The sequence below is a fragment of the Neisseria sp. HMSC70E02 genome, assembly GCF_001838645.1.
Taxonomy (GTDB): domain Bacteria; phylum Pseudomonadota; class Gammaproteobacteria; order Burkholderiales; family Neisseriaceae; genus Neisseria; species Neisseria macacae.
The window spans coordinates 6,639-27,948 of sequence record NZ_KV838101.1 but is presented as its reverse complement, the minus strand read 5'-3'; the positions used below and the strand labels follow the sequence as shown (position 1 = coordinate 27,948).

General features: G+C 53.2%; 17 protein-coding genes and 2 pseudogenes. 12 read left to right on the top strand and 7 right to left on the bottom strand.

Features of this window, described 5'->3' with window-relative positions:
• Positions 1–138: 138 nt before the first annotated feature.
• From HMPREF3277_RS08425 to HMPREF3277_RS08395, 8 genes and pseudogenes are all read left to right on the top strand, one after another.
• The gene (locus HMPREF3277_RS08425) at positions 139–975 is read left to right on the top strand and encodes a KPN_02809 family neutral zinc metallopeptidase (protein WP_070870789.1); all 837 of its coding nucleotides are present in this window, start codon (positions 139–141) and stop codon (positions 973–975) included.
• A 121-nt stretch (positions 976–1,096) separates the two neighbouring features.
• Positions 1,097–2,479 (top strand): phosphomannomutase/phosphoglucomutase, encoded by a 1,383-nt coding sequence (locus tag HMPREF3277_RS08420; protein WP_070870787.1) that lies wholly within the window; start codon positions 1,097–1,099, stop codon positions 2,477–2,479.
• Positions 2,480–2,572: 93 nt separating this feature from the next.
• Positions 2,573–2,635, top strand: a pseudogene (locus HMPREF3277_RS15355) (transposase); the annotation flags it as partial.
• Between the two features lie 564 nt (positions 2,636–3,199).
• Positions 3,200–5,110, top strand: a complete 1,911-nt coding sequence (locus tag HMPREF3277_RS08410) for an alpha-amylase family protein (RefSeq protein ID WP_049231138.1) — start codon at positions 3,200–3,202, stop codon at positions 5,108–5,110.
• A gap of 266 nt (positions 5,111–5,376) precedes the next feature.
• Positions 5,377–6,795 (top strand): MFS transporter, encoded by a 1,419-nt coding sequence (locus HMPREF3277_RS08405; RefSeq protein WP_070870786.1) that lies wholly within the window; start codon positions 5,377–5,379, stop codon positions 6,793–6,795.
• Positions 6,796–6,896: 101 nt separating this feature from the next.
• Positions 6,897–8,420: a phospholipase D family protein gene (locus HMPREF3277_RS08400; protein ID WP_003765285.1), complete on the top strand. Its 1,524-nt coding sequence runs from the start codon at positions 6,897–6,899 to the stop codon at positions 8,418–8,420.
• 84 nt (positions 8,421–8,504) lie between these two features.
• Positions 8,505–8,612 (top strand): annotated as a pseudogene (locus HMPREF3277_RS15350) (IS5/IS1182 family transposase); the annotation flags it as partial.
• A 66-nt stretch (positions 8,613–8,678) separates the two neighbouring features.
• Positions 8,679–9,215, top strand: coding sequence for a C40 family peptidase (locus tag HMPREF3277_RS08395; protein WP_003762586.1), 537 nt, complete (start codon positions 8,679–8,681; stop codon positions 9,213–9,215).
• Positions 9,216–9,514: 299 nt separating this feature from the next.
• Here the strand turns inward: HMPREF3277_RS08395 and clpP are convergent, their stop codons facing one another.
• The 6 genes from clpP to HMPREF3277_RS08365 all read right to left on the bottom strand — a co-directional run bounded on the left by clpP (position 9,515) and on the right by HMPREF3277_RS08365 (position 16,869).
• Positions 9,515–10,135 carry an ATP-dependent Clp endopeptidase proteolytic subunit ClpP gene (gene clpP / locus HMPREF3277_RS08390; RefSeq protein WP_003742152.1) on the bottom strand — a complete coding sequence of 207 codons (621 nt, stop codon included), beginning with the start codon at positions 10,133–10,135 and terminating at the stop codon, positions 9,515–9,517.
• Positions 10,136–10,222: 87 nt separating this feature from the next.
• A complete protein-coding gene (gene tig / locus HMPREF3277_RS08385; RefSeq protein ID WP_003762579.1) occupies positions 10,223–11,533 on the bottom strand; it encodes a trigger factor in 1,311 nt (436 codons plus the stop codon).
• 350 nt (positions 11,534–11,883) lie between these two features.
• Positions 11,884–14,331: a DNA translocase FtsK gene (locus HMPREF3277_RS08380; RefSeq protein ID WP_070870784.1), complete on the bottom strand. Its 2,448-nt coding sequence runs from the start codon at positions 14,329–14,331 to the stop codon at positions 11,884–11,886.
• A 172-nt stretch (positions 14,332–14,503) separates the two neighbouring features.
• On the bottom strand, positions 14,504–15,304 hold the full coding sequence (locus HMPREF3277_RS08375; protein ID WP_070870782.1) for a phosphatidylserine decarboxylase: 801 nt from the start codon (positions 15,302–15,304) through the stop codon (positions 14,504–14,506).
• Positions 15,305–15,406: 102 nt separating this feature from the next.
• Positions 15,407–16,174, bottom strand: a complete 768-nt coding sequence (gene aroD, locus HMPREF3277_RS08370; RefSeq protein ID WP_070870780.1) for a type I 3-dehydroquinate dehydratase — start codon at positions 16,172–16,174, stop codon at positions 15,407–15,409.
• The gene (locus HMPREF3277_RS08365) at positions 16,171–16,869 is read right to left on the bottom strand and encodes a TIGR02117 family protein (protein ID WP_070870779.1); all 699 of its coding nucleotides are present in this window, start codon (positions 16,867–16,869) and stop codon (positions 16,171–16,173) included. Before HMPREF3277_RS08365 ends, aroD begins: the two co-directional genes overlap by 4 nt.
• Before the next feature lie 380 nt (positions 16,870–17,249).
• Here HMPREF3277_RS08365 and HMPREF3277_RS08360 point away from each other — a divergent pair, with 380 nt between their 5' ends.
• The 4 genes from HMPREF3277_RS08360 (at position 17,250) to HMPREF3277_RS08345 (ending at position 20,337) form a co-directional block, all read left to right on the top strand.
• Positions 17,250–18,665 carry an SLC13 family permease gene (locus HMPREF3277_RS08360; RefSeq protein WP_070870777.1) on the top strand — a complete coding sequence of 472 codons (1,416 nt, stop codon included), beginning with the start codon at positions 17,250–17,252 and terminating at the stop codon, positions 18,663–18,665.
• 109 nt (positions 18,666–18,774) lie between these two features.
• A complete protein-coding gene (locus tag HMPREF3277_RS08355) occupies positions 18,775–19,284 on the top strand; it encodes a peptidylprolyl isomerase (RefSeq protein ID WP_003743061.1) in 510 nt (169 codons plus the stop codon).
• 475 nt (positions 19,285–19,759) lie between these two features.
• Positions 19,760–20,098 (top strand): hypothetical protein, encoded by a 339-nt coding sequence (locus HMPREF3277_RS08350; RefSeq protein WP_003777686.1) that lies wholly within the window; start codon positions 19,760–19,762, stop codon positions 20,096–20,098.
• Positions 20,098–20,337 carry an NF038104 family lipoprotein gene (locus tag HMPREF3277_RS08345; protein WP_070870775.1) on the top strand — a complete coding sequence of 80 codons (240 nt, stop codon included), beginning with the start codon at positions 20,098–20,100 and terminating at the stop codon, positions 20,335–20,337. The genes HMPREF3277_RS08350 and HMPREF3277_RS08345 overlap by 1 nt, the downstream gene beginning before the upstream one ends.
• A gap of 123 nt (positions 20,338–20,460) precedes the next feature.
• Here the strand turns inward: HMPREF3277_RS08345 and HMPREF3277_RS08340 are convergent, their stop codons facing one another.
• A complete protein-coding gene (locus HMPREF3277_RS08340; protein WP_003759677.1) occupies positions 20,461–21,240 on the bottom strand; it encodes a ferredoxin--NADP reductase in 780 nt (259 codons plus the stop codon).
• Between the last annotated feature and the right edge of the window lie 70 nt (positions 21,241–21,310).

The following is a 21,310-nucleotide window of genomic DNA, read 5'->3' as shown; positions in this document are numbered from 1 at the left end:
GGGGATGTCCAACTTTTGGGGTGCAGTTCAAACTCCGTTTGGTGTTTTCAGACGACCTTTTCTCATATAGGCAGGCATCACGCCGCCCCTTCACGGTATAATCCGCCTCATATCACTTCACAACAAGGAACACACAAGATGGATTGGAAAGGACGCGAACAGAGTCAAAACGTAGAAGACCGACGCGGCAGCGGCGGTGGAGGCGGCGGTAGAACGCCCGGCATCCTCGGCATCATCGTCGTTTTGATTGGCGCTTATTACGGCGTCGATTTGAGCGGCTTGGTTGGCACGCCTTCCATGGGTACGGGTTCAACCCAAACCTCCCAGCTCAAGCCTCAAGAAGAAGCCGAGCTGAACGAACTTGCCCGCGTCGTCCTCGCCGACACTGAAAAAGCTTGGGGCAGCTATTTCAAACAAATCGGACGGACCTACACCCCGACCACGCTGGTGTTATACAACGGCGGCACATCCACCGCCTGCGGCATGGGTCAATCGGCAATGGGGCCGTTTTACTGCCCGGGCGACAAAAAAGTCTATCTCGACTTAGACTTTTATAGGGATATGCAGACCAAACTCAACTCTGCCAGCGATGCCGCGTTTGCCTACGTCATCGCACACGAAGTCGGACACCACGTCCAAAACCTGCTCGGCACCCTGCCCCAAGTCCACAGAATGCAGCAGCAGGTCGGCAAAAAAGAAGCCAATGCCCTTTCCGTCAAACTCGAATTGCAGGCAGACTGTTACGCGGGCATTTGGGGGCATTACGCCGTCAACAATAATATCTTCAAACCCGAAGACATCCCCAAAGCCATGCTGGCTGCCGAATCCGTCGGCGACGACCGCCTGCAGAAAGACGGACAGGGCTATGTTGTTCCCGACAGCTTTACACACGGCTCGTCCGAACAGCGCATGGCATGGCTCAAACGCGGTTTGGACAGCGGCGACATCAATCAATGCAACACTTTCGGCAATTGATTGAAACCGCAGTGAATGGTTATTTGATATAACCCCCAAAGGTCGTCTGAAAGCCTTCAGACGACCTTTGCCTATGTTAGAATAAGCCCGTTTTCCATTCACAATCACAAAGGAAACCATCATGGCAAACATTGCCCGCGACATCTTCAAAGCCTACGACATCCGAGGCATTGTCGGCAAAACCCTGACCAACGAAGCCGCCTACCTCATCGGCAAAGCCATCGCCACCCGAGCCGCCGAAAAAGGCATTACCCGCATCGCACTCGGACGCGACGGACGCTTGAGCGGTCCCGAACTGATGGAACACATCCAGCGCGGCTTTACCGACAGCGGCATCAACGTCCTCAATGTCGGCATGGTCGCTACCCCCATGCTTTATTTCGCCGCCATCAACGAATGCGGCGGCAGCGGCGTGATGATTACCGGCAGCCACAACCCGCCCGATTACAACGGCTTCAAAATGATGCTCGGCGGCGACACCCTCGCAGGCGAAGCCATCCAAGAACTGCTCGCCCTGATCGAAGCCGACAAACTGACCGCTTCCGATAAAAAAGGCAGCGTAACCGAAAAAGACATCTCCGGCGAATACCACAACCACATCGTCGGCCACGTCAAACTCAAACGCCCCATGAAAATCGCCATCGACGCGGGCAACGGCGTAGGCGGCGCATTCGCAGGCAAGCTCTACAAAGGTTTGGGTAACGAAGTGACCGAACTTTTCTGCGAAGTGGACGGCAATTTCCCCAACCACCATCCCGACCCTTCCAAACCGAAAAACCTGCAAGATTTGATTGCCGCGCTGAAAAACAGCGACGCCGAAATCGGCTTGGCTTTTGACGGCGATGCCGACCGCTTGGGCGTCGTGACCAAAGACGGCAACATCATCTATCCCGACCGCCAGCTCATGCTTTTCGCCCAAGACGTTTTGAGCCGCAATCCCGGCGCGAAAGTCATCTTCGACGTCAAATCCACCCGCCTGCTGGCTCCGTGGATTAAAGAACACGGCGGCGAAGCCGTCATGGAAAAAACCGGCCACAGCTTCATCAAGTCCACCATGAAAAAAACCGGCGCGCTGGTTGCAGGCGAAATGAGCGGACACATCTTCTTCAAAGAACGCTGGTTCGGCTTCGACGACGGCATGTACGCCGGCGCACGCCTTTTGGAAATCCTGTCTGCCTTCGACAATCCGTCCGAAGTGTTGAACAACCTGCCGCAAAGCATTTCCACGCCCGAACTCAACATCGACCTGCCCGAAGGCAGCAACGGCCATCAGGTTATCGACGAACTTGCCGCCAAAGCCAAATTCGAAGGCGCGACCGAAATCATCACCATCGACGGCCTGCGCGTAGAATTCCCCGACGGCTTCGGTCTGATGCGCGCCTCGAATACCACGCCGATTTTGGTGTTGCGTTTCGAGGCGGATTCCGACGAAGCCATCGGGCGGATTCAAAACCAGTTCAAAGCCGTCATAGAAAGCAATCCCGCGCTGAAATGGCCACTGTAAACGGTTAACGCTTTAAAGCTCGAAAGGTCGTCTGAAAACGAGTATTCCCGTTTTCAGACGACCTTTTGTTTCGATGTTTATGCCCTTCAAACTTATAGTGGAATTAACATAAATCAGGACAAGGCGACGAAGCCGCAGACAGTACAGGTAGTACGGTAAGGAGAGGTAACGCCGTACTGGTTTAAAGTTAATCCACTATATTTCGATGTTTCCGCTCTTTAAACTCAGTCAGGACAACACCCTATTCTTCCAAGCCAATACGCCCAAACTTCCCCATCAACGACCTTTGACTTCCATCAAACAAAATTATCTTCTTCAAAAACGCCCGTTGTCCTTTACCCAAGAAAATAAATGCGTTCACCTCCTCATCCAATACCCAAATATTGCTTATTGGATAAATACACAGCCGACACCGCGGCAAATTATTGTTCAAAACATAAAGAATAGGGCCATTTATCTAAAAAATAACCACCCAATTAACATTAAATACCAAACATTCAAACCCACTCCAACCCATATAAAAAAATCCATGCCGTTTTCAGACGACCCCAACCCGATTAAAAGCCTATTTTCCCAACCATTTCAGGCTACTATGCACAAACAGCTTCTTACAGTATGATGGACTTCTCAATTTTGCCTTAAGCCTGCATGCGTTTCAGGGGCGCAGGCAGCAGGAATCAGGCTTCCAAACAAATCCAACCTCAACTCGGAGTAAACATCATGTTGACCCAGACCCAACAGGTCGATTTGACCCTGCATCATCTCAAAGAGCGCGCCTTGGCAGAATATAGCCCCAAACAGCGTGCGACCGTCGAAGCTTCCGAAGACTGGAAACAGTTTGACCGGCGTTTGAACGAGCATTTTCCCAAGCTGATGCACGAGCTGGACAACGTTTACAACGACAACGAAGCCGTCCTGCCCATGCTGGAACAACTGATTGCCCAAGCATGGCAAAGCTATTCCCAACGCGACAAGTCTCTGAAAGCCATCGATGCCGCGCGTGAGAATGACCCCGATTGGATTTTGTCCAATAAACAGGTCGGCGGCGTGTGTTATGTCGATTTGTTCGCGGGCGATTTGAAAGGCTTGAAAGCAAAAATCCCTTATTTTCAAGAGCTGGGGCTGACCTATCTGCACATGATGCCGCTGTTTAAATGCCCTGAAGGCAAGAGCGACGGCGGCTATGCGGTCAGCAGCTACCGCGACGTCAATCCGGCTTTGGGTACGATAGACGATTTGCGCGATGTCATTGCCGCGCTGCACGAAGCGGGCATTTCCGCCGTCGTCGATTTCATCTTCAACCACACTTCCAACGAACACGAATGGGCGAAACGCTGCGCCGCCGGCGATCCGCTTTTCGACAATTTCTACTATATCTTCCCCGACCGCTGGATGCCCGACCAATACGACCGCACCCTGCGCGAAATCTTCCCCGACCAGCATCCGGGCGGCTTCTCCCAATTGGAAGACGGACGCTGGGTATGGACGACGTTCAATTCCTTCCAATGGGATTTGAATTACAGCAATCCTTGGGTATTCCGCGCCATGGCGGGTGAAATGATGTTCCTCGCCAATCTGGGCGTCGACATCCTGCGTATGGACGCCGTCGCCTTCATTTGGAAACAAATGGGTACGGATTGCGAAAACCTGCCGCAAGCCCACGCCTTAATCCGCGCGTTCAACGCCGTCATGCGCATCGCCGCACCTGCCGTGTTCTTCAAATCCGAAGCCATTGTCCACCCCGACCAAGTCGTCCAATACATCGGACAAGATGAATGCCAAATCGGCTACAACCCGCTGCAAATGGCATTGCTGTGGAACACCCTCGCCACCCGCGAAGTCAACCTGCTCCACCAAGCCCTCTCCTACCGCCACAACCTGCCCGACCATACCGCATGGGTCAACTACGTCCGCAGCCATGACGACATCGGCTGGACATTCGCCGACGAAGACGCATGGCAGTTCGGCATCCACGGCTACGACCACCGCCAATTCCTCAACCGCTTCTTCGTCAACCATTTCGACGGCAGCTTCGCGCGCGGCGTCCCTTTCCAATACAACCCCAACACCGGCGACTGCCGCGTCAGCGGTACTGCCGCCGCACTGGCTGGTTTGGCGCAACACGACCCCCACGCCGTTGACCGCATCAAACTTTTGTACAGCATCGCCCTGAGTACCGGCGGCCTACCCCTGATTTATCTCGGTGACGAAGTCGGCACGCTCAACGACGACGACTGGTCAAACGACCGCAACAAGAGCGACGACAGCCGCTGGGCGCACCGTCCGCGTTACAACGCCGAGTTGTACGAACAGCGCCACGACCCGTCAACCGCGGCAGGACAAATCTATCAAGGCCTGCGCCACATGATAGACATCCGCCAAAACAACCCGCGTTTGAACGGCGGCCGTCTGGTTACTTTCAACACCAACAACAAACACATCATCGGCTACATCCGCAACAACGCACTGTTGGCGTTCGGCAACTTCAGCGAACACCCGCAAACCATCAGCGCGCACACCCTGCAAGCCATGCCCGCCCGCGCCAAAGACCTCATCAGCGGCGAAACTGTGGCACTGAATCAGGATTTGGTGCTGCGCCCCTACCAAGTGATGTGGCTCGAAATCGCCTGATAATTGAGGCAGCTTAAAAACGCAAAGGTCGTCTGAAACCGGTATTTTCCTGTTTTCAGACGACCTTTTTGACAAAATGGATGTTCCACTCATAATCTGCCCGCCGCATCCCTTTACAGGCGCAAGCCGTTCGTTTCTTCATCTTCAAGCCAACAAATCTGTCAAAAATCCATTTATCCAGCAGCCATCCGGTTCTCATCCCAAAGCCTGAAAGAACCAGCCGCCTTTCAGACGACCTCCTGCCAAATCAGTTACAATTCATCCCTATGAACAAAACCGAATCAAACGTTTCGGAAACGCCGCCCGTCCGCCCGTCCCGCTGGCTGCCCCTGCTGTTGGCAATTGCGATTTTCATGCAAATGCTGGACGCAACGATTCTGAACACCGCCCTGCCCGAAATTGCCAAAGATTTCAAAGTATCGCCGCTCAATATGCAGCTGGCGGCGATTTCTTATACGCTGACCGTTGCCCTGCTGATTCCTTTAAGCGGCTATTTGGTGGACAGATTCGGCACTAAAAACGTATTTTTCGGTTCAATCGGCATTTTCATGCTCGGATCGGCATTGTGTGCGGCGGCAGCCAATCTGCCCATGCTGGTGATGGCGCGGGTGATTCAGGGCATAGGCGGGTCGATGTTGGTACCCGTACCGCGCCTGACGATTTTGCGCGTGTACGACAAATCCCAACTCTTAAACGCCATCAATTATGCCGTCATGCCTGCGCTGATCGGCCCGATATTCGGCCCTTTGGTCGGCGGCTATTTGGTCGAATACGCATCTTGGCATTGGATTTTCCTGATGAACCTGCCCATAGGGCTGCTTGGCGTTTTGCTGGGCTGGCGGATTATGCCCGATGTCAAAGGCGAAAATACGGTTCTGGACTTGAGCGGCTACCTGACTTTCGCTTCGGCGGCGTGTCTCTTGATGTTGGCAGTGGAAATGGTGTCCCATTCTGGTGCGGTTTGGTTTTCACTCCTACTCGCGCTCGGCGGCACGGCATTTGCCCTGCTCTACTACCGCCACATGAAAACCGCCGCCAACCCGATTTATGCAGCGGATTTATTCCAAGTCCGCACCTTCCGGCTGGGTCTGACAGGCAATCTGTTCAGCCGGCTCGGCATCAGTTCCATCCCTTTTTTGCTGCCGCTATTGTTTCAAGTCGCGTTCGGCTTTGCCGCCAGCGTATCCGGCTGGCTGGTCGCGCCCGTCGCTTTCGCCTCACTTGTTGTCAAACCGCTCATCAAGCCCCTGATGTCGCGCTTTGGCTACCGCAGCGTGTTGATTTGGAACACGCGCCTCCTCGCCATATTGATTATGCTGCTTGCCCTACCCGACGCCGACACGTCCTTAAGCGTCTGGATAGTCTTGCTGCTCCTCATCGGCACCTGCAACTCCATCCAGTTTTCCGCCATGAACACCCTGACCATCGCCGACCTGCGCGCGCACCAAACCGGCAGCGGCAACAGCCTGATGGCGGTCAACCAACAACTCGCCATCAGCCTCGGCATTGCGCTCGGCGCGCTTATCCTGCAAAACTGGTCGCAAAGCAGCTTCACCGCAGGCAACCTCCACCTCTCATTCCGCCTTACCCTGCTTTCCATCGGCTTGATTACGCTTGTCTCCAGCACCATATTCAGCCGCCTGCACATTTCCGACGGACGCAACCTAACGACTTCAAAAAAATAGGTTAAAATGCGAACCGTATAAACATCGAACTTCTTTTCAGACGACCCTTCTAAATAAAAATATCGTTTCAGCGAAAAAGGTCGTCTGAAACGCCCTCAAGAATGAAAAAAATCCATCTCATCCTTATGCTTCCGGTTTTTCTGACAGGTTGCGCCGGCCTGCCCTCACTGGACGATCGCCCTGAAAGCCACTACCTCGACATCCGTTCCGCCCCGCGCATGGATGCCCTGCTCAACACCGCCACTGCCAAAACCGGCGGCGATATTTCCAATGTCTATCTGCTCAACGACGCGCACGAAGCCTTCGTCGCCCGCGCCGCCCTGATTGAAGCCGCCGACCACACTCTGGACCTCCAATACTACATCTGGCACAACGACATCTCCGGCAAGCTCATGTTCAACCTGATCCACCGTGCCGCCGAACGTGGCGTGCGCGTGCGCCTGCTGCTGGACGACAACAACACCAACGGCCTGGACAACGTCCTGCTCGCCCTCGACAGCCATCCCAATATCGAAATCCGCCTGTTCAACCCCTTCGTCCGCCGCAAATGGCGCGCGCTGGGCTATTTGACCGACTTCCCCCGCCTCAACCGCCGGATGCACAACAAATCCTTCACCGCCGACAACCGCGCCACCATCCTCGGCGGGCGCAATATCGGCGACGAATATTTCAAAGTCGGCGAAGACACCATCTTCGCCGACCTCGACATCCTCGCCACCGGCCGCGTCGTGACCGAAGTTTCCCAAGACTTCGACCGCTATTGGGCAAGCCATTCCTCCTACACTGTCGCCAGCATCATCAAAAAAGGCGATATCGAAAAAGGCTTCCAAGAGCTGGGTTACAACGACAAAGACAAAAACGAAACCCTCAGCCGCTACCGCAGCAGCATCGAAAATTCCGAACTCTACAAAAAAATGCAGAGCAACAGCATAGACTGGCAAAGCGTCCACACCCGCCTGATCAGCGACGACCCCGCCAAAGGGCTGGACCGCGACCGCCACAAACCGCCCATTTTCGACCGCATGCAAAACGCCCTGAAAACGCCCGAAAAAAGCGTCTATCTCGTTTCGCCCTATTTCGTTCCCACCAAATCAGGCGTGCGCGCGCTCGACCAACTCGTCCAAAACGGCGTGGACGTAACCGTCCTGACCAACTCGCTCCAAGCGACCGATGTCGCCGCCGTCCATTCAGGCTACGTCAAATACCGCAAGCCCCTGCTCAAAGTCGGTGTCAAACTCTACGAGCTGCAACCCAACCACGCCGTCCCCACCACCAAAGACCGCGGTCTGACCGGCAGTTCCGCCACCAGCCTGCACGCCAAAACCTTCATCGTGGACGAAAAACGCGTCTTCATCGGCTCATTCAACCTCGACCCGCGCTCCGCCAGACTCAACACCGAAATGGGCGTCGTCCTCGAAAGCCCCAAAATCGCAGGCGAAATGCAGCGCACCCTCGTCAATACCACCCCGAAATACGCCTATCAGGTTACCCTCGACAAATACAACAAACTTCACTGGTACGACCCCGCCACCCAAAAAACCTACTCCGCCGAGCCGGAAGCCAAATTCTGGAAACGCGTTACCTCCAAAATCCTCTCCATCCTGCCGATAGAAGGATTGCTGTAAGACCCAAACGAAAGGTCGTCTGAAAACCTGTATTTCAAGTTTTCAGACGACCTCAAAACAAAAATACGGACTAACCCATCACACAAATATAGTGGATTAAATTTAAACCAGGACAAGGCGACGAAGCCGCAGACAGTACAGATAGTACGGCAAGGAGAGGCAACGCCGTGCTGGTTTAAAGTTAATCCACTATAGAAAAACCTTTTTCAGACGACCTCTTGCCAAACCTCGTCTGAAACGTCCCTAAAAAGGAATCCCATGAAACCGATTATCCGCACCGCCCTGACCGCCGCCATCATCCTACCCCTCGCCTCCTGCGGCCTTTTTTCCGGCAAACATCATCCAAAGACCAAAACCCACACCACCGCCCGAACAGTCCAACCCGTCCGCATCAGCAACATCGACCGCACTCAAGGCTCGCAAGAACTTATGCTGCACAGCATGGGGCTAATCGGCACGCCTTACAGATGGGGCGGCAGCAGCACTACCACCGGCTTCGACTGCAGCGGCATGATTCAATTCGTCTATAAAAACGCCCTCGATGTCAGCCTCCCGCGAACCGCCCGCGACATGGCGGCGGCCAGCCGCAAAATCCCCGACAACCAATTAAAAGCCGGCGACCTCGTCTTTTTCAACACCGGCGGTTCATCCCAATATTCCCATGTCGGCCTCTACATCGGCAACGGCGAATTTATCCACGCCCCAAGCAGCGGCAAAACCATCAAAACCGAAAAACTCTCCAGCCCGTATTACGCCAAACATTATCTTGGCGCGCATACTTTCTTTACGGAATAAGGCATACAGCGGGATTCTTCATCTATCAGCACAAGACAAAAACGAACCAACGTCGTTAACGTAATCTCAATTCCAATGCAGCAAATCAAAAAGGTCGTCTGAAAACCTGTCTTTCAAGTTTTCAGACGACCTTTTCGTCAAATCCATTCAAACACCGCCGTCAGCGACGCTTCAACAAAACCGCTCTTTCCTTACCCAAACAGCCTCATCAAAAACAGCCGCTCCGTTGTACAGGCGAAATAGCGGAATAATCAGCGCGTCTTCTGTCAGCGTGTGTTTCAATTGCTCAAATCAAACATTTAAGCCTGCAAAGAAGCGCGATTTTCCAGAACTTGGTCAATCAAACCGTATTCTTTGGCTTCTTCGGCAGACATGAAGTTGTCGCGGTCGGTGTCGCGCTCCAAATCTGCCAAGTCTCGGCCGCAGTGTTTCGCCATCAGGCGGTTGAGTTTCTCTTTGATTTTCAACAGCTCGCGGGCATGGATTTCAATATCGGATGCCTGACCGCCCAAACCGCCGCTGATTAAAGGTTGGTGAATCATGATACGGCTGTTGGGCAGGGCGAAACGTTTGCCTTTTTCGCCTGCCGAGAGCAGGAATGCGCCCATGCTTGCCGCTTGCCCTAAGCACAAAGTGGAGACGTTGGGCTTGATGAAATTCATGGTGTCGTAAATCGACATGCCTGCCGTTACCGAGCCGCCGGGGGAATTGATGTAGAAGAAAATATCTTTGTCCGGATTTTCACTTTCCAAAAACAACAGCTGGGCAACCACCAAATTGGCGGACTCGTCGGTTACCGGGCCAATCAAAAATACGATGCGCTCTTTCAAAAGGCGCGAGTAAATATCAAATGCACGCTCGCCGCGGCCGCTTTGTTCGATAACGGTAGGAACGAGGTAATTATTGAAATCGAAGGACATTTTTGTCTCCTGTCAATGTTGCGAAAGCACCAAAGGGGTGCTTTGGTGCTTTCAAGTTGTCTGTTTCAGACGACCTTTTGAAGATGATTAGGCTTGTGCGCCCATCACTTCGTCAAAAGACAAAGCTTTTTCGGTTACTTTGGCTTTGCCCAAAACGAAATCAACGACGTTGCTTTCTACTGCCAAAGAAGTCGGACCTTGCAGGCGGGAAGGCTCTGCGTAGTACCAGTCGATCACTTCTTGAGGATCTTCGTAGCTTTCTGCGAAGTTGGCAACAACGGCTTTGATTTGCTCTTCAGTCGGTTCCAGTTTGTTTTCTTCAACCAGTTTGGCCAAAATCAGACCCAAAGATACGCGGCGTTCGGCTTGCTCTTTGAACATGTCCAAAGGCAGATCCAAGTTGGCAGCGTCAGCCATGCCTTGGTTGACGAAGTTTTGTTTCATTTCGTTTGCCAAGCGGGCGGCTTCTTCATTTACCAAAGCAACAGGCGCTTTCAGCTCTACGGCTTTGAGCAGCGCGTTCATTACAGATTCTTTGGTTTGTTCGTTCACGCGGCGCTCAACTTCGCGGCCTACGTTTTTCTTCACTTCTTCGCGCATTTTAGCAACGTCTCCGTCGGCGATACCCAATGCTTTGGCGAAGTCGGCATCAACTTCGGGCAGGGTGGGTTCGGATACGTTGTTCAATGTGATGGTGAAGACAGCGGATTTACCGGCAACGTCTTTACCGTGGTAGTCTTCAGGGAAGTTGACGGTAACGTCTTTGCTTTCGCCTGCCTTCATGCCGACTACGCCAGCTTCAAATTCAGGCAACATTTGACCTGCGCCCAATACGAAGGCGTAGTTTTTGGATGCGCCGCCGGCGAAAGGTTCGCCGTCGATTTTGCCTTCGAAATCGATGATGACGCGGTCGCCGTTTTGGGCTTCGCGTTCAACATGGTTGAAGCGGGTACGTTGTTTGCGCAGGATTTCTACGGTTTGGTCCACTTCGGCATCGCCGACGGAAGCGGTTACTTTTTCGACTTCTTGTGCAGACAAATCGCCGATAACGACTTCAGGGAACACTTCGAAAATCGCAGCGATTTTCAGGGATTCTTTATCGTCTTGTTCTTCAACGCCTTCGAAACGCGGATAGCCGGCAACTTTCAATTCTTGGGCAACGGCAACATCGTAGAAACGGCGTTGGACCATTTCATTGATGACATCATTTTGAGCGCTTGCACCGTACATTTGGGCAATCATTTTTAAAGGTGCTTTACCCGGACGGAAACCGTCGATTTTTGCACGGCGTTGGGTTTGTTTCAGTTTTTTATCGGTTTCTGCGTTGATTTCGGACCAAGGCAGAGACAACACTACTTTGCGTTCCAGATTTTCTAAAGTTTCAACAGTTACGCTCATCGTAAGACCTTAATTTGTTGTGTTAAATAAAAAATGGGAATCCTTTTGCCAATGATGACTGCAAAAGCGGCCCCGACCCATCGGGGCTTTATCGTCCGTTGCTTGCAAAAGGCAGGAAAATTAGCTGGCTAGTATATCACAATGTTTGATTGACTGGATAATATAGTGGATTAACTTTAAACCAGTACGGCATTGCCGCCGCCTTGTCCTGATTTAAAGTTAATCCACTATATCGTCGATAGACGGGCCGATTTTGCCCCGATAAAATAAGGTATTGAATCCGACATCATAAAAGGTCGTCTGAAAACAGGTATAACCGGTTTTCAGACGACCTGTGACTTTTCTCGGGATTACAACTGGTCTTTTTGCGCCAGAATCCTGCGGCTGCCGTTGATGTCTGCGGGGGAAACGACACCGGCGTTTTCGAGCGCTTCCATCAGATTGGCGGCGCGGTTGTAGCCGATGCGCAACTGGCGTTGCAGGGAGGAGATGGAAGTTTTTTTGCTTTCCAAAATGTAGGCGACGGCTTGGTCGAACAATTCATCGCTGCCTGCATTTGGATTAACAATGTTGGTGGTTTCCAGCGCAGCTTCACCGCTGAGCAAACCTTCGATATAGTCGGCGGGGGCTTGCGATTTGACGAAGTTGACGACTTGATGCACTTCGTCGTCTGAAACGAATGCACCTTGCAGGCGGGTCGGCTCGGCGCTGCCCGGTTGCAGGAACAGGGAGTCGCCGTATTTCAGCAGCTCGTCCGCGCCCATCTGGTCGAGGATGGTACGGCTGTCGATTTTGCTTTGTACGGTAAACGCCATGCGCGTCGGGATATTCGCTTTAATCAAGCCGGTTACGACATCGACGCTTGGACGTTGGGTCGCGACAATCATATGGATACCGGCGGCGCGCGCTTTTTGGGCGAGGCGGGCGATTTGTTGCTCGACGGCTTTGCGTTCGGTCATCATCAGGTCTGCTAGCTCGTCGATAACGACCACAATCATCGGCAGTTTTTCCAGCGGCTCGGGGTCGTCCGGATTCAGGCTGAACGGGTTGGGCATGGGTTTGCCCGATGCTTTGGCGGCTTCGACTTTTTGGTTGAAGCCTTCCAAGTTGCGCACGCCGGCGTGGGAAAGCAGGCGGTAGCGTTTTTCCATTTCGGCGACACACCAGTTCAACGCCTGCCCCGCTTCACGCATATCGGTCACAACCGGGCAGAGCAGGTGCGGAATGCCGTCGTAAATACTCAATTCGAGCATTTTCGGGTCTATCATGATGAAGCGGACTTCGTCGGGCGTGGCTTTGAAAAGCATGGACATAATCATACCGTTCACGCCAACGGATTTACCCGAACCGGTCATACCGGCGACCAAAAGATGCGGCATTTTTGCCAAGTCGCCGACGACGGGCGTACCGGAAATGTCTTTACCCAACGCGACGGTCAGCTTGGATTTGGCTTCAGTAAACACGGGCGAAGACAAGATTTCGCTCAACATCACGTCTTGGCGTTTTTCGTTGGGCAACTCGATGCCCATGGTGTTTTTGCCCGCGATGGTTTCCACGATGCGCACGGATTGCAGCGACATGGAACGCGCCAAATCTTTAGACAGGGCAACGATTTGGCTGCCTTTTATGCCTTGTGCGGGTTCGATTTCATAACGCGTAATCACAGGGCCGGAAGTGGCGGAAACGACTTGCACGCCGATGCCGAATTCTGCCAACTTGGATTCAATCAATTCGGCAGTGCGCTCTAATTCGGCGGGATTGATGCTGACGGGTTCGCCGTTGGGCAGGCGCAGCAGGCTCATGCTGGGTTTGTGGTATTCGCCTGTCTGTTGCGGCTCGTTGTCTTCAAACAAAGAAGCCTGAATTTTGGGTGGCGGCGCGACGGAGACCGCAACAGATTTGCGGTTGCTGGTGCTGCCTGCAAGCGGGGTAACGGGCGTGGCGGTGATGTTTTTGGCTTCTTTCACCATACGGCGTGTGTTTTCCGTTTCCAAGGCTTCGGCGGTCGAGCCGTCGTCCTTGCGTCTGCCCAATGCTTTTTTCAGACGACCCCAAATGCCTGAAAACAGGCTTTCGGTATTGCGTCCTGTTTTCGCCATCACTTCCAGCCAAGACACTTGCGCCAGCAAGGAAACAGAAAGCAGCAGCATGACGCACATAATCAGCAAGCTGCCGGATTTGCCCAGCAGCCAAGCCAAGCCCGAACCAGCCAAAGCGCCGACCAAACCGCCCGCACCGACAGGCAGGGTTTCGTCCAAAGTATTTTGAAGGGTGAAATATTCGAGAATCGGGCTGCACACCAAAAGCAGGAACAAAGCCAGCGCGGCAACGCCGTGGTTGTACGATTTATAGTTTTCGCGCTTTTGCAGCGGGCGGAAATTTTTATAGAGGAAAACGCACGAAGCGGCGATCCACCACCAAAACGACAGACCAAAAAGATAATAGCCGACATCGGAAACATACGCGCCAAACAGCCCGCCGAAATTGGCGATGTCATCCGATTTTGGCACGCTGCGCGACCATGCGGGGTCGGTCATTTGGAAGCTGGCGAGGGAAATGGCAATGAAGACCGTCACCATCAGCCCGAAGAGCCACAACGCGTCGTTAATCAAATTGACGACATGCTCGGGGCGCGCTTTTTTTTCTTCATTTTTTTGCAGCGCTTTGGCAGCCTTCAAACGCTCGGAAACCTTGTTCGGCTCTGTCTGCGCCTTAGTCTGGCTTTGACGGCGCGTGCTCGGTTTGGCGTTTGTTTTGGCTTTAGTTTTTGATGCGGTTTTAGAGGATTTTGCGGTCATGGATGGATTTTTGATATTCGGTACAGGTCGTCTGAAAAGGGAAAACCGACGGGAAATCCATCCGTCGGGTGTAATGTGTGTTGGGTTCAAATTATACCGTATTTACCGTTTCTGATAAAACAAGGTCGTCTGAAAAAGGTTTTCAGACGACCTCTTGTTCAGCTTTCAGCCGTCAGTCTTTCAATGACTGCTCTGCGGCATTGCGGACTTTATCGGCAGCCGCTTCGATTTCGGATTGGACTACTTCGGCAGCAGCTTGCGCCGGAGCGGGCGTTTCCGCTTGTGCGGCGCTGGTGGTTTCGGTCGGTACGGCAGCTTCAGGGGCTTGGAGCGGCAGGCGCGCCAAAACAGTGCGCACGCCGGTGACTTTGTCGCCGATGGCGACTTGTGCCTGCGCGTCAACCGGCAGATACATATCGACGCGCGAACCGAAGCGGATAAAGCCGTAGCGTTCGCCGCGGGTCAGTTTCTCGCCTGCTTTGGTGTAACACAAAATGCGGCGGGCAACCAAGCCTGCGACTTGGACGAAGGTGATTTCGCGACCTGACGCGGTAGTCGCCAGTACGGCGTTGCGTTCGTTTTCGGTACTGGCTTTGTCCAAATCGGCATTGAGGAATTTGCCTTTATTGTATTCGACGGCGGTCACGGTGCAGTCGACAGGCGATTTTTGCGAGTGGACGTTGAAGACGTTCATGAACACGCTGATTTTCAACGCTTCGGTATCACGGTAAGGATCACGCGCGCGCTCGACGACGACGATGCGTCCGTCAACGGGGCTTAAAATCGCTTCAGGGTCTTGCGGGATTTCGCGGGCGGGATCGCGGAAAAATTGTAGGGCAAATACGGTGAAAATCCAAAACGGCAGCGACCACCAGCCGCAGCAGGCAGACACCAGCAAACTCAATACCAAACCGCCGCCGATAAACGGCCAGCCCTCGCGGGCGATAATCGGGTGGGGGTACAGACGGTTCATAACTTTCCTTTTCTATTCAAATTGCCGCCATTATAGCGGAATATCCTAAAAAGGTCGTCTGAACGCTGTTTCAGACGACCTTTTGTTTTTTTGTATTTATTGTTATCCGGCGGTGTTGCCGTTTTCCAAAACATCCAAGATGTTTTTCAGGTTGGCGGAATCGAGCTGGCCGGGGGCGGAGGCGGTTCCTGCCGTGCCAAATGTGATGGCGGAGCCGAAGGTTGAACCTGAGATACGGCTGACGAGTCCGAGTTTGCCCATAGAAATGGTAACAATCGGGCGGTTTGCGGTTTGACGGGCTTCCCAAGTGGCTTCCAAAAGCGTCAGGACATCGGCGGGGCTTTGGGGCATCACGGCGATTTTGCAGATGTCCGCGCCTGCCTCTTCCATTTTTTTCAGACGACCTGTGATGTCCGATTTGGCGGGCGTTTGGTGGAAATCGTGGTTGCTCATCAGGACGGCGGTGTCGTGCGCCTTGGCGGCAGCAACCGCTTGGCGGACTTCGCTCTCGCCGGCGGAAAGTTCGACGTCGATGATGTCGATGATGCCTGAAACGGCGGCTTTATCGAGCAACTCGAAATAATACGCTTTGCTGCAAGGGTATTCGCCGCCTTCCTCTGCGCGTCGGAAGGTAAACAGCAGCGGGGTTTCTGGAAAGGCGCGGCGTACGGCTTCGGCTTGGGCGATCAGGTATTCAGGATTGCCCGCTTGGTCGAAATAGTCGGCTCTGAACTCGATAATATCGAAACAGGCGTGTTCGAGGTTTTTCAGGGCGGCGGATAAGGCTGCTTCGTCTCGGGCAACCAAGGGAACGGCGATTTTCGGCTGTCCGCTGCCGAGCGTGAGATGGCGGATGGTCAGGGTTTTCATGGTTTTTCTGCTGTATTGGTACGATGGCTGTCGAGCAGCGGATCGGGGAACGGTGTCCAAACGACGCCGTTGATGCCGCTTTCGGTCAGGCGGCGGTTGAGCCAGCTGTTGCACGTATTGAAAAGATGGTAGCGTCCTTCTGCCTCGTAGAATGCGTCGTCAGCGCTGTAATGCGCGCCGGCGACGGGGATGGCTTTGCCTGCTTTCAATTTGAAATGACGCATCAGGTTGGCACTCAGGCGGCGGTATTGTTCGCGGCTGACGGTGAATTTGACGGTATTTTCGCCTTCGCGCGGCGGCTCGCGGTAGTAGATGGCGTGAATCAGTGTGCTGTTGATTCCGCTTAACGCCTGTACTGCCGTAGAGGCGGTCAAATCCGACCACTGCGGCGTGTTCAAATAGAAATTGCGCTCGCCCCAGCCTATGCCAACGTAGCGGATGGGCGCATCGCCTTGCCCTGCGGTACTGTCGGCAGGATTGATGATGCTGGTCCAGTCGAAAAGGTCGTCTGAAAGCGGCATGATGATGTCGGCGTGTACGCCGTTGCTGTGCAGGTAAAGGGTTACCTCGCCATCGGAGGCTTCAATGCTGTCCTGCGGAATCTTACCAAGTATGTAAGCGGCGGCAAAGTAAAGGATGGCGGCGATGATAAATGCCAACACGGCTTTCAGGAGGATTTTGAATATTTTTTTCATTGACGTGACGGCGTCGTTAAAGATGCGGCATCATATCACGATAACGGCATGTTTTAGACATTTCAGACGACCTTAACGCTTTAACTACAAAGGAGGTCGTCTGAAAATCAACAAAAAGATATTTTTAGTTTCCCATCAATCCGTTTTCGTAAAAAACCGCGCCCGATTGTTAACATTATATTTACACTACACCCGATTACAAATATACTCATTGCCATGCTGCACGGCTTTGTTTGCCTGAAATCCAAAGCCTGCGAACAACCCGCTGCGGGAAACAAGAAAAACCGATTCAGTGAAATCAATAAAAAAGCAATGTCAGGCGATGAGCCTATGCTTCAGCGGTTTTAGCGATTTCACGTTATGTTTCAGAGGAATACTCCATGGACTTACATGCAAAGGACAAAACCCAGCATCCTGAGAATGTCGAGCTGCTCAGTGCGCAAAAGCCGATTACCGACTTTAAAGGCCTGCTGACCACCATCATCTCCGCCGTCGTCTGTTTCGGCATTTACAGCATCCTGCCTTACAGCACCGATGCCAACAAAGGCATCGCGCTGTTGATTTTCGTTGCTGCGCTTTGGTTTACCGAAGCCGTCCACATTACGGTAACCGCATTGATGGTGCCGATTCTCGCCGTCGTACTCGGCTTCCCCGATATGGACATCAAAAAAGCGATGGCGGGCTTTGCCGATCCGACGATTTACATCTTCTTCGGCGGCTTCGCGCTTGCCACCGCCCTGCACATGCAGCGCCTCGACCGCAAAATCGCTGTCAACCTCTTGCACCTGTCGCGCGGCAATATGAAAGTCGCCGTGTTGATGCTGTTTGCCGTTACCGCCTTCCTGTCCATGTGGATCAGCAACACCGCCACCGCCGCTATGATGCTGCCTTTGGCAATGGGTATGATGAGCCACCTCGACCAAGAAAAAGAACGTAAAACCTACGTCTTCGTCCTGCTCGGCATCGCCTACTGCGCCAGTATCGGCGGTTTGGGTACCGTGGTCGGTTCGCCGCCGAACATGATCGCCGCCAAAGCCCTGAATCTGGACTTCGTCGGCTGGATGAAGCTCGGCCTGCCGATGATGCTGTTGATTCTGCCCTTGATGCTGTTTTCCATGTACGTCATCCTCAAGCCCAATCTGAACGAACGCGTCGAAGTCAAAGCCGAGTCTATCCCTTGGACGCTGCACCGCGTGATTGCACTGTTGATTTTCATCGCTGCTGCTGTCGCTTGGGTATTCAGCTCCAAAATCAAAGAAGCATTCGGTATTTCCAACCCCGATACCGTCATCGCCCTGATTGCCGCCGTTGCCGTCGTCGTATTCGGCGTGGCGCAATGGAAAGAAGTCGCCCGCAATACCGACTGGGGTGTGTTGATGCTCTTCGGCGGCGGCATCAGCTTGAGCGCGCTGCTGCAATCTTCCGGCGCATCCGAAGCCTTGGGTCAGCAGGTAGCTACCACTTTCACCGCCGCGCATCCGCTGCTGGTGATTTTCGTAGTCGCCACCTTCATCATCTTCCTGACCGAGTTCACCAGTAATACCGCCTCCGCCGCGCTGCTCGTCCCCATTTTCGCCAGCATCGCCACGCAAATGGGGCTGCCCGAACAAGTTTTGGTATTCGTCATCGGCATCGGCGCATCTTGCGCGTTCATGCTGCCGGTTGCCACGCCGCCCAATGCGATTGTGTTCGGCACAGGCTTGATTAAGCAACGCGAAATGATGAACGTCGGCTTGCTGCTGAACGTCCTCTGTATCGTATTGGTTGCGCTGTGGGCTTATTTCATCCTGATGTAAACCCGTAAAACCATAACCACAAGGTCGTCTGAAAGAATATTTTTCAGACGACCTTGAAGTTTTTCCGCCCAGCACCATTTGTAAAAAGATTCTTAACGAAAGGAAACCCATGATTATCCTGCACACCAACAAAGGCGACATCAAAATCGAACTCGATTTCGACAAAGCCCCCGTTACCGCCAAAAACTTCGAGCAATACGTCAAAGACGGCTTCTACGACGGCGTAATCTTCCACCGCGTCATCAAAGGCTTCATGATTCAAGGCGGAGGCATGGACGAGAACATGAACGAAAAAGAAACACGCGAGCCGATTCAAAACGAAGCGTCCAACGGCCTGCCCAACGAAAAATACACCATCGCCATGGCGCGCACCTCCGACCCGCATTCCGCCAGCGCGCAATTCTTCATCAACACCGCCGACAACGCCTTCCTGAACTTCCGTTCCAAAGAGCTGTACGGCAAAACCGTCGTCCAAGACTGGGGCTACGCCGTATTCGGCAAAGTCGTCGATGGTTTTGACGTGGTCGATGCCATCGAAGGCGTCGCCACCAAACGCCACGGCTACCACGACGACGTACCGACCGAACCTGTAGTCATCACCAAAGCCGAAGTGGTATAAGATTGACACGTTACATCCCTTGATGCAAAAAGCAGCCTGAAACAGGCTGCTTTTTTATTGGGCAAATATTTGAACGCAATCCGCCGCGCTTGTTTTCAGACGACCTCTGATATCGAAACCGTCGTCTACGGATTCAACCCTGCTTTGCCCCATCTCGAAAGACGATTTATAGTGGATTAAAATAAAAATGAGACAAGGCGGCAACGCCCGCCGTGTACGGGTAGTACATAAGGGCGTTGGCAACGCCGTATCATTGCAATTTTAATCCACTATAAATTTAAATCAGGACAAGGCGATGAAACCGTAGACAGTACAGACAGTACGGAACCGATTCACTTGGTGCTTCAGCACCTTAGAGAATCGTTCTCTTTGAGCTAAGGAGAGGTAACGCCGTACTGGTTTAAAGTTAATCCACTATAATCCGCCATGGATTTTCCGTTACAATAAAAGCTGATTTTGTTCACAGGAACCCATCATGCAGATTCAACCCTACCAAGCCGACATTGCCGAAAGAATGCTGGTCGGAACGACCGGAGAAACCATTCATCCCGATGCCCAATTCGTCCACACCGAAAACGGCTATTGGATTGCGTGGCATGATCAAACCGCCGCCCTGCTCGCTCCCGATACGCCGCCTGATATCCCCTGCTTTTGGGTCGAAGGGGCGCAAAGCCTCGAAGAACTTGTCGCGCTGGTTGAAAACGGCGAATTTGACGAAATGGAAGAATTCGACGGCGACGACGAAAGCTGGCACGAAGCGGCTTCCGGATGCAGCGGCGGACACCACGACCATCAATGCGGATGCGAACATTGATGAACATAAAAGTCCTTCTTCTTCCCGTGTTCCTCAGTTTGGCACTCAGCGGCTGTATCGTCACCAGCGCCGTCAATCTGGCCGCCACCACCGTCATGACCGCAGGTAAAATCGCCGTCAAAGGCACAGGCGCGTTAATCAATGCCGCCATTCCCGGCAAGGACAAAAAGAAGGACAAAGAAAAGAAATCCCGCGAACAACAGGCGGATGATTATTTAGAAGAACCGCGTGAAGAATAAGCAGCCACGCCCCACACCGACGGCTGCAAAACCATTCATTCAAACAAAAGGTCGTCTGAAACGGCAAACCGTTTTTCAGACGACCTTTTTTGCTTCTATTGAGACCTTACCGGATCATCAGGCTCAAAACCCGTTTTCCATCATGATTTCGCCCGGGATGCGGTTGCGGTGCATGGCGAAGCCCAAGTCCATCAGGGCTTGGAACGTGTCTTTGACCATGGCGGGATTGCCGCAGACCATAAAGCGCGTGTCCGCTTTGGTGAACTTGAATCCCGCGTATGTTTCGAGGCTGCCGTCTTTCAGCAGCTCGGGAATGCGCTTGCCGCTCAACGCGCCTTCGGTTTCCTCGCGCGTGGTAATGGGGACGAAGCGGAATTTGTGGAAATACTCGCCAATCAGCGGATGGTCTTTCAACGCTTCAACACGTCGTCTGAAAATCAGTTCATCGGCGAAAGAAACCGAGTGCGCCAAAATCAAGCGGTCGAAACGCTGCCAGATTTCGGGCTGCTCGATGATGGAAAGGAAAGGCGCGATGCCAGAACCGGTGCAGAGCATAACCAAGTCCTTGCCGTCGGGAAAGCGTTCGGGCAGGAGGAAGCCCGTAGCGGTTTTGTCGAGCAGTATGGTGTCGCCCTCTTTCATGGCGGCAAACCGCGCGGACATGGGACCGCCTTCGATCAAAACGGCAAAATATTCAAGCGTATCGGCGTATTCGGCGGACACGACGGAATACGCGCGCCAGATAAAGCCTTCGCCGTCGCGAAACCCGAGCCGCGAAAACTGCCCCGCCGAGAAGCGGTAGGATTCGGGGCGGCTGATGGCAAAAGTCATCAGTTTGGGCGTATGGTGTTTAATCCACAAGACTTTTTCTTCGGTAAACTTGGCTTCGGGCGAGGCTGCCATAATGGGATTCCTTGTGTATGCGGTATGGGAAACGGAAGGTATAGTGGATTAACTTTAAACCAGTACGGCG

Excerpts from the sequence above, each read along its gene's own strand:
- HMPREF3277_RS08395 (WP_003762586.1), top strand. The coding sequence starts at position 8,679 with ATGAAACCGATTATCCGCACCGCCCTGACCGCCGCCATCATCCTACCC.
- HMPREF3277_RS08405 (WP_070870786.1), top strand. The coding sequence starts at position 5,377 with ATGAACAAAACCGAATCAAACGTTTCGGAAACGCCGCCCGTCCGCCCG.
- HMPREF3277_RS08380 (WP_070870784.1), bottom strand. The coding sequence starts at position 14,331 with ATGACCGCAAAATCCTCTAAAACCGCATCAAAAACTAAAGCCAAAACA.
- aroD (WP_070870780.1), bottom strand. The coding sequence starts at position 16,174 with ATGAAAACCCTGACCATCCGCCATCTCACGCTCGGCAGCGGACAGCCG.
- tig (WP_003762579.1), bottom strand. The coding sequence starts at position 11,533 with ATGAGCGTAACTGTTGAAACTTTAGAAAATCTGGAACGCAAAGTAGTG.
- HMPREF3277_RS08360 (WP_070870777.1), top strand. The coding sequence starts at position 17,250 with ATGGACTTACATGCAAAGGACAAAACCCAGCATCCTGAGAATGTCGAG.
- HMPREF3277_RS08425 (WP_070870789.1), top strand. The coding sequence starts at position 139 with ATGGATTGGAAAGGACGCGAACAGAGTCAAAACGTAGAAGACCGACGC.
- HMPREF3277_RS08345 (WP_070870775.1), top strand. The coding sequence starts at position 20,098 with ATGAACATAAAAGTCCTTCTTCTTCCCGTGTTCCTCAGTTTGGCACTC.
- HMPREF3277_RS08400 (WP_003765285.1), top strand. The coding sequence starts at position 6,897 with ATGAAAAAAATCCATCTCATCCTTATGCTTCCGGTTTTTCTGACAGGT.
- HMPREF3277_RS08365 (WP_070870779.1), bottom strand. The coding sequence starts at position 16,869 with ATGAAAAAAATATTCAAAATCCTCCTGAAAGCCGTGTTGGCATTTATC.
- HMPREF3277_RS08410 (WP_049231138.1), top strand. The coding sequence starts at position 3,200 with ATGTTGACCCAGACCCAACAGGTCGATTTGACCCTGCATCATCTCAAA.
- HMPREF3277_RS08355 (WP_003743061.1), top strand. The coding sequence starts at position 18,775 with ATGATTATCCTGCACACCAACAAAGGCGACATCAAAATCGAACTCGAT.
- clpP (WP_003742152.1), bottom strand. The coding sequence starts at position 10,135 with ATGTCCTTCGATTTCAATAATTACCTCGTTCCTACCGTTATCGAACAA.
- HMPREF3277_RS08350 (WP_003777686.1), top strand. The coding sequence starts at position 19,760 with ATGCAGATTCAACCCTACCAAGCCGACATTGCCGAAAGAATGCTGGTC.
- HMPREF3277_RS08375 (WP_070870782.1), bottom strand. The coding sequence starts at position 15,304 with ATGAACCGTCTGTACCCCCACCCGATTATCGCCCGCGAGGGCTGGCCG.
- HMPREF3277_RS08340 (WP_003759677.1), bottom strand. The coding sequence starts at position 21,240 with ATGGCAGCCTCGCCCGAAGCCAAGTTTACCGAAGAAAAAGTCTTGTGG.
- HMPREF3277_RS08420 (WP_070870787.1), top strand. The coding sequence starts at position 1,097 with ATGGCAAACATTGCCCGCGACATCTTCAAAGCCTACGACATCCGAGGC.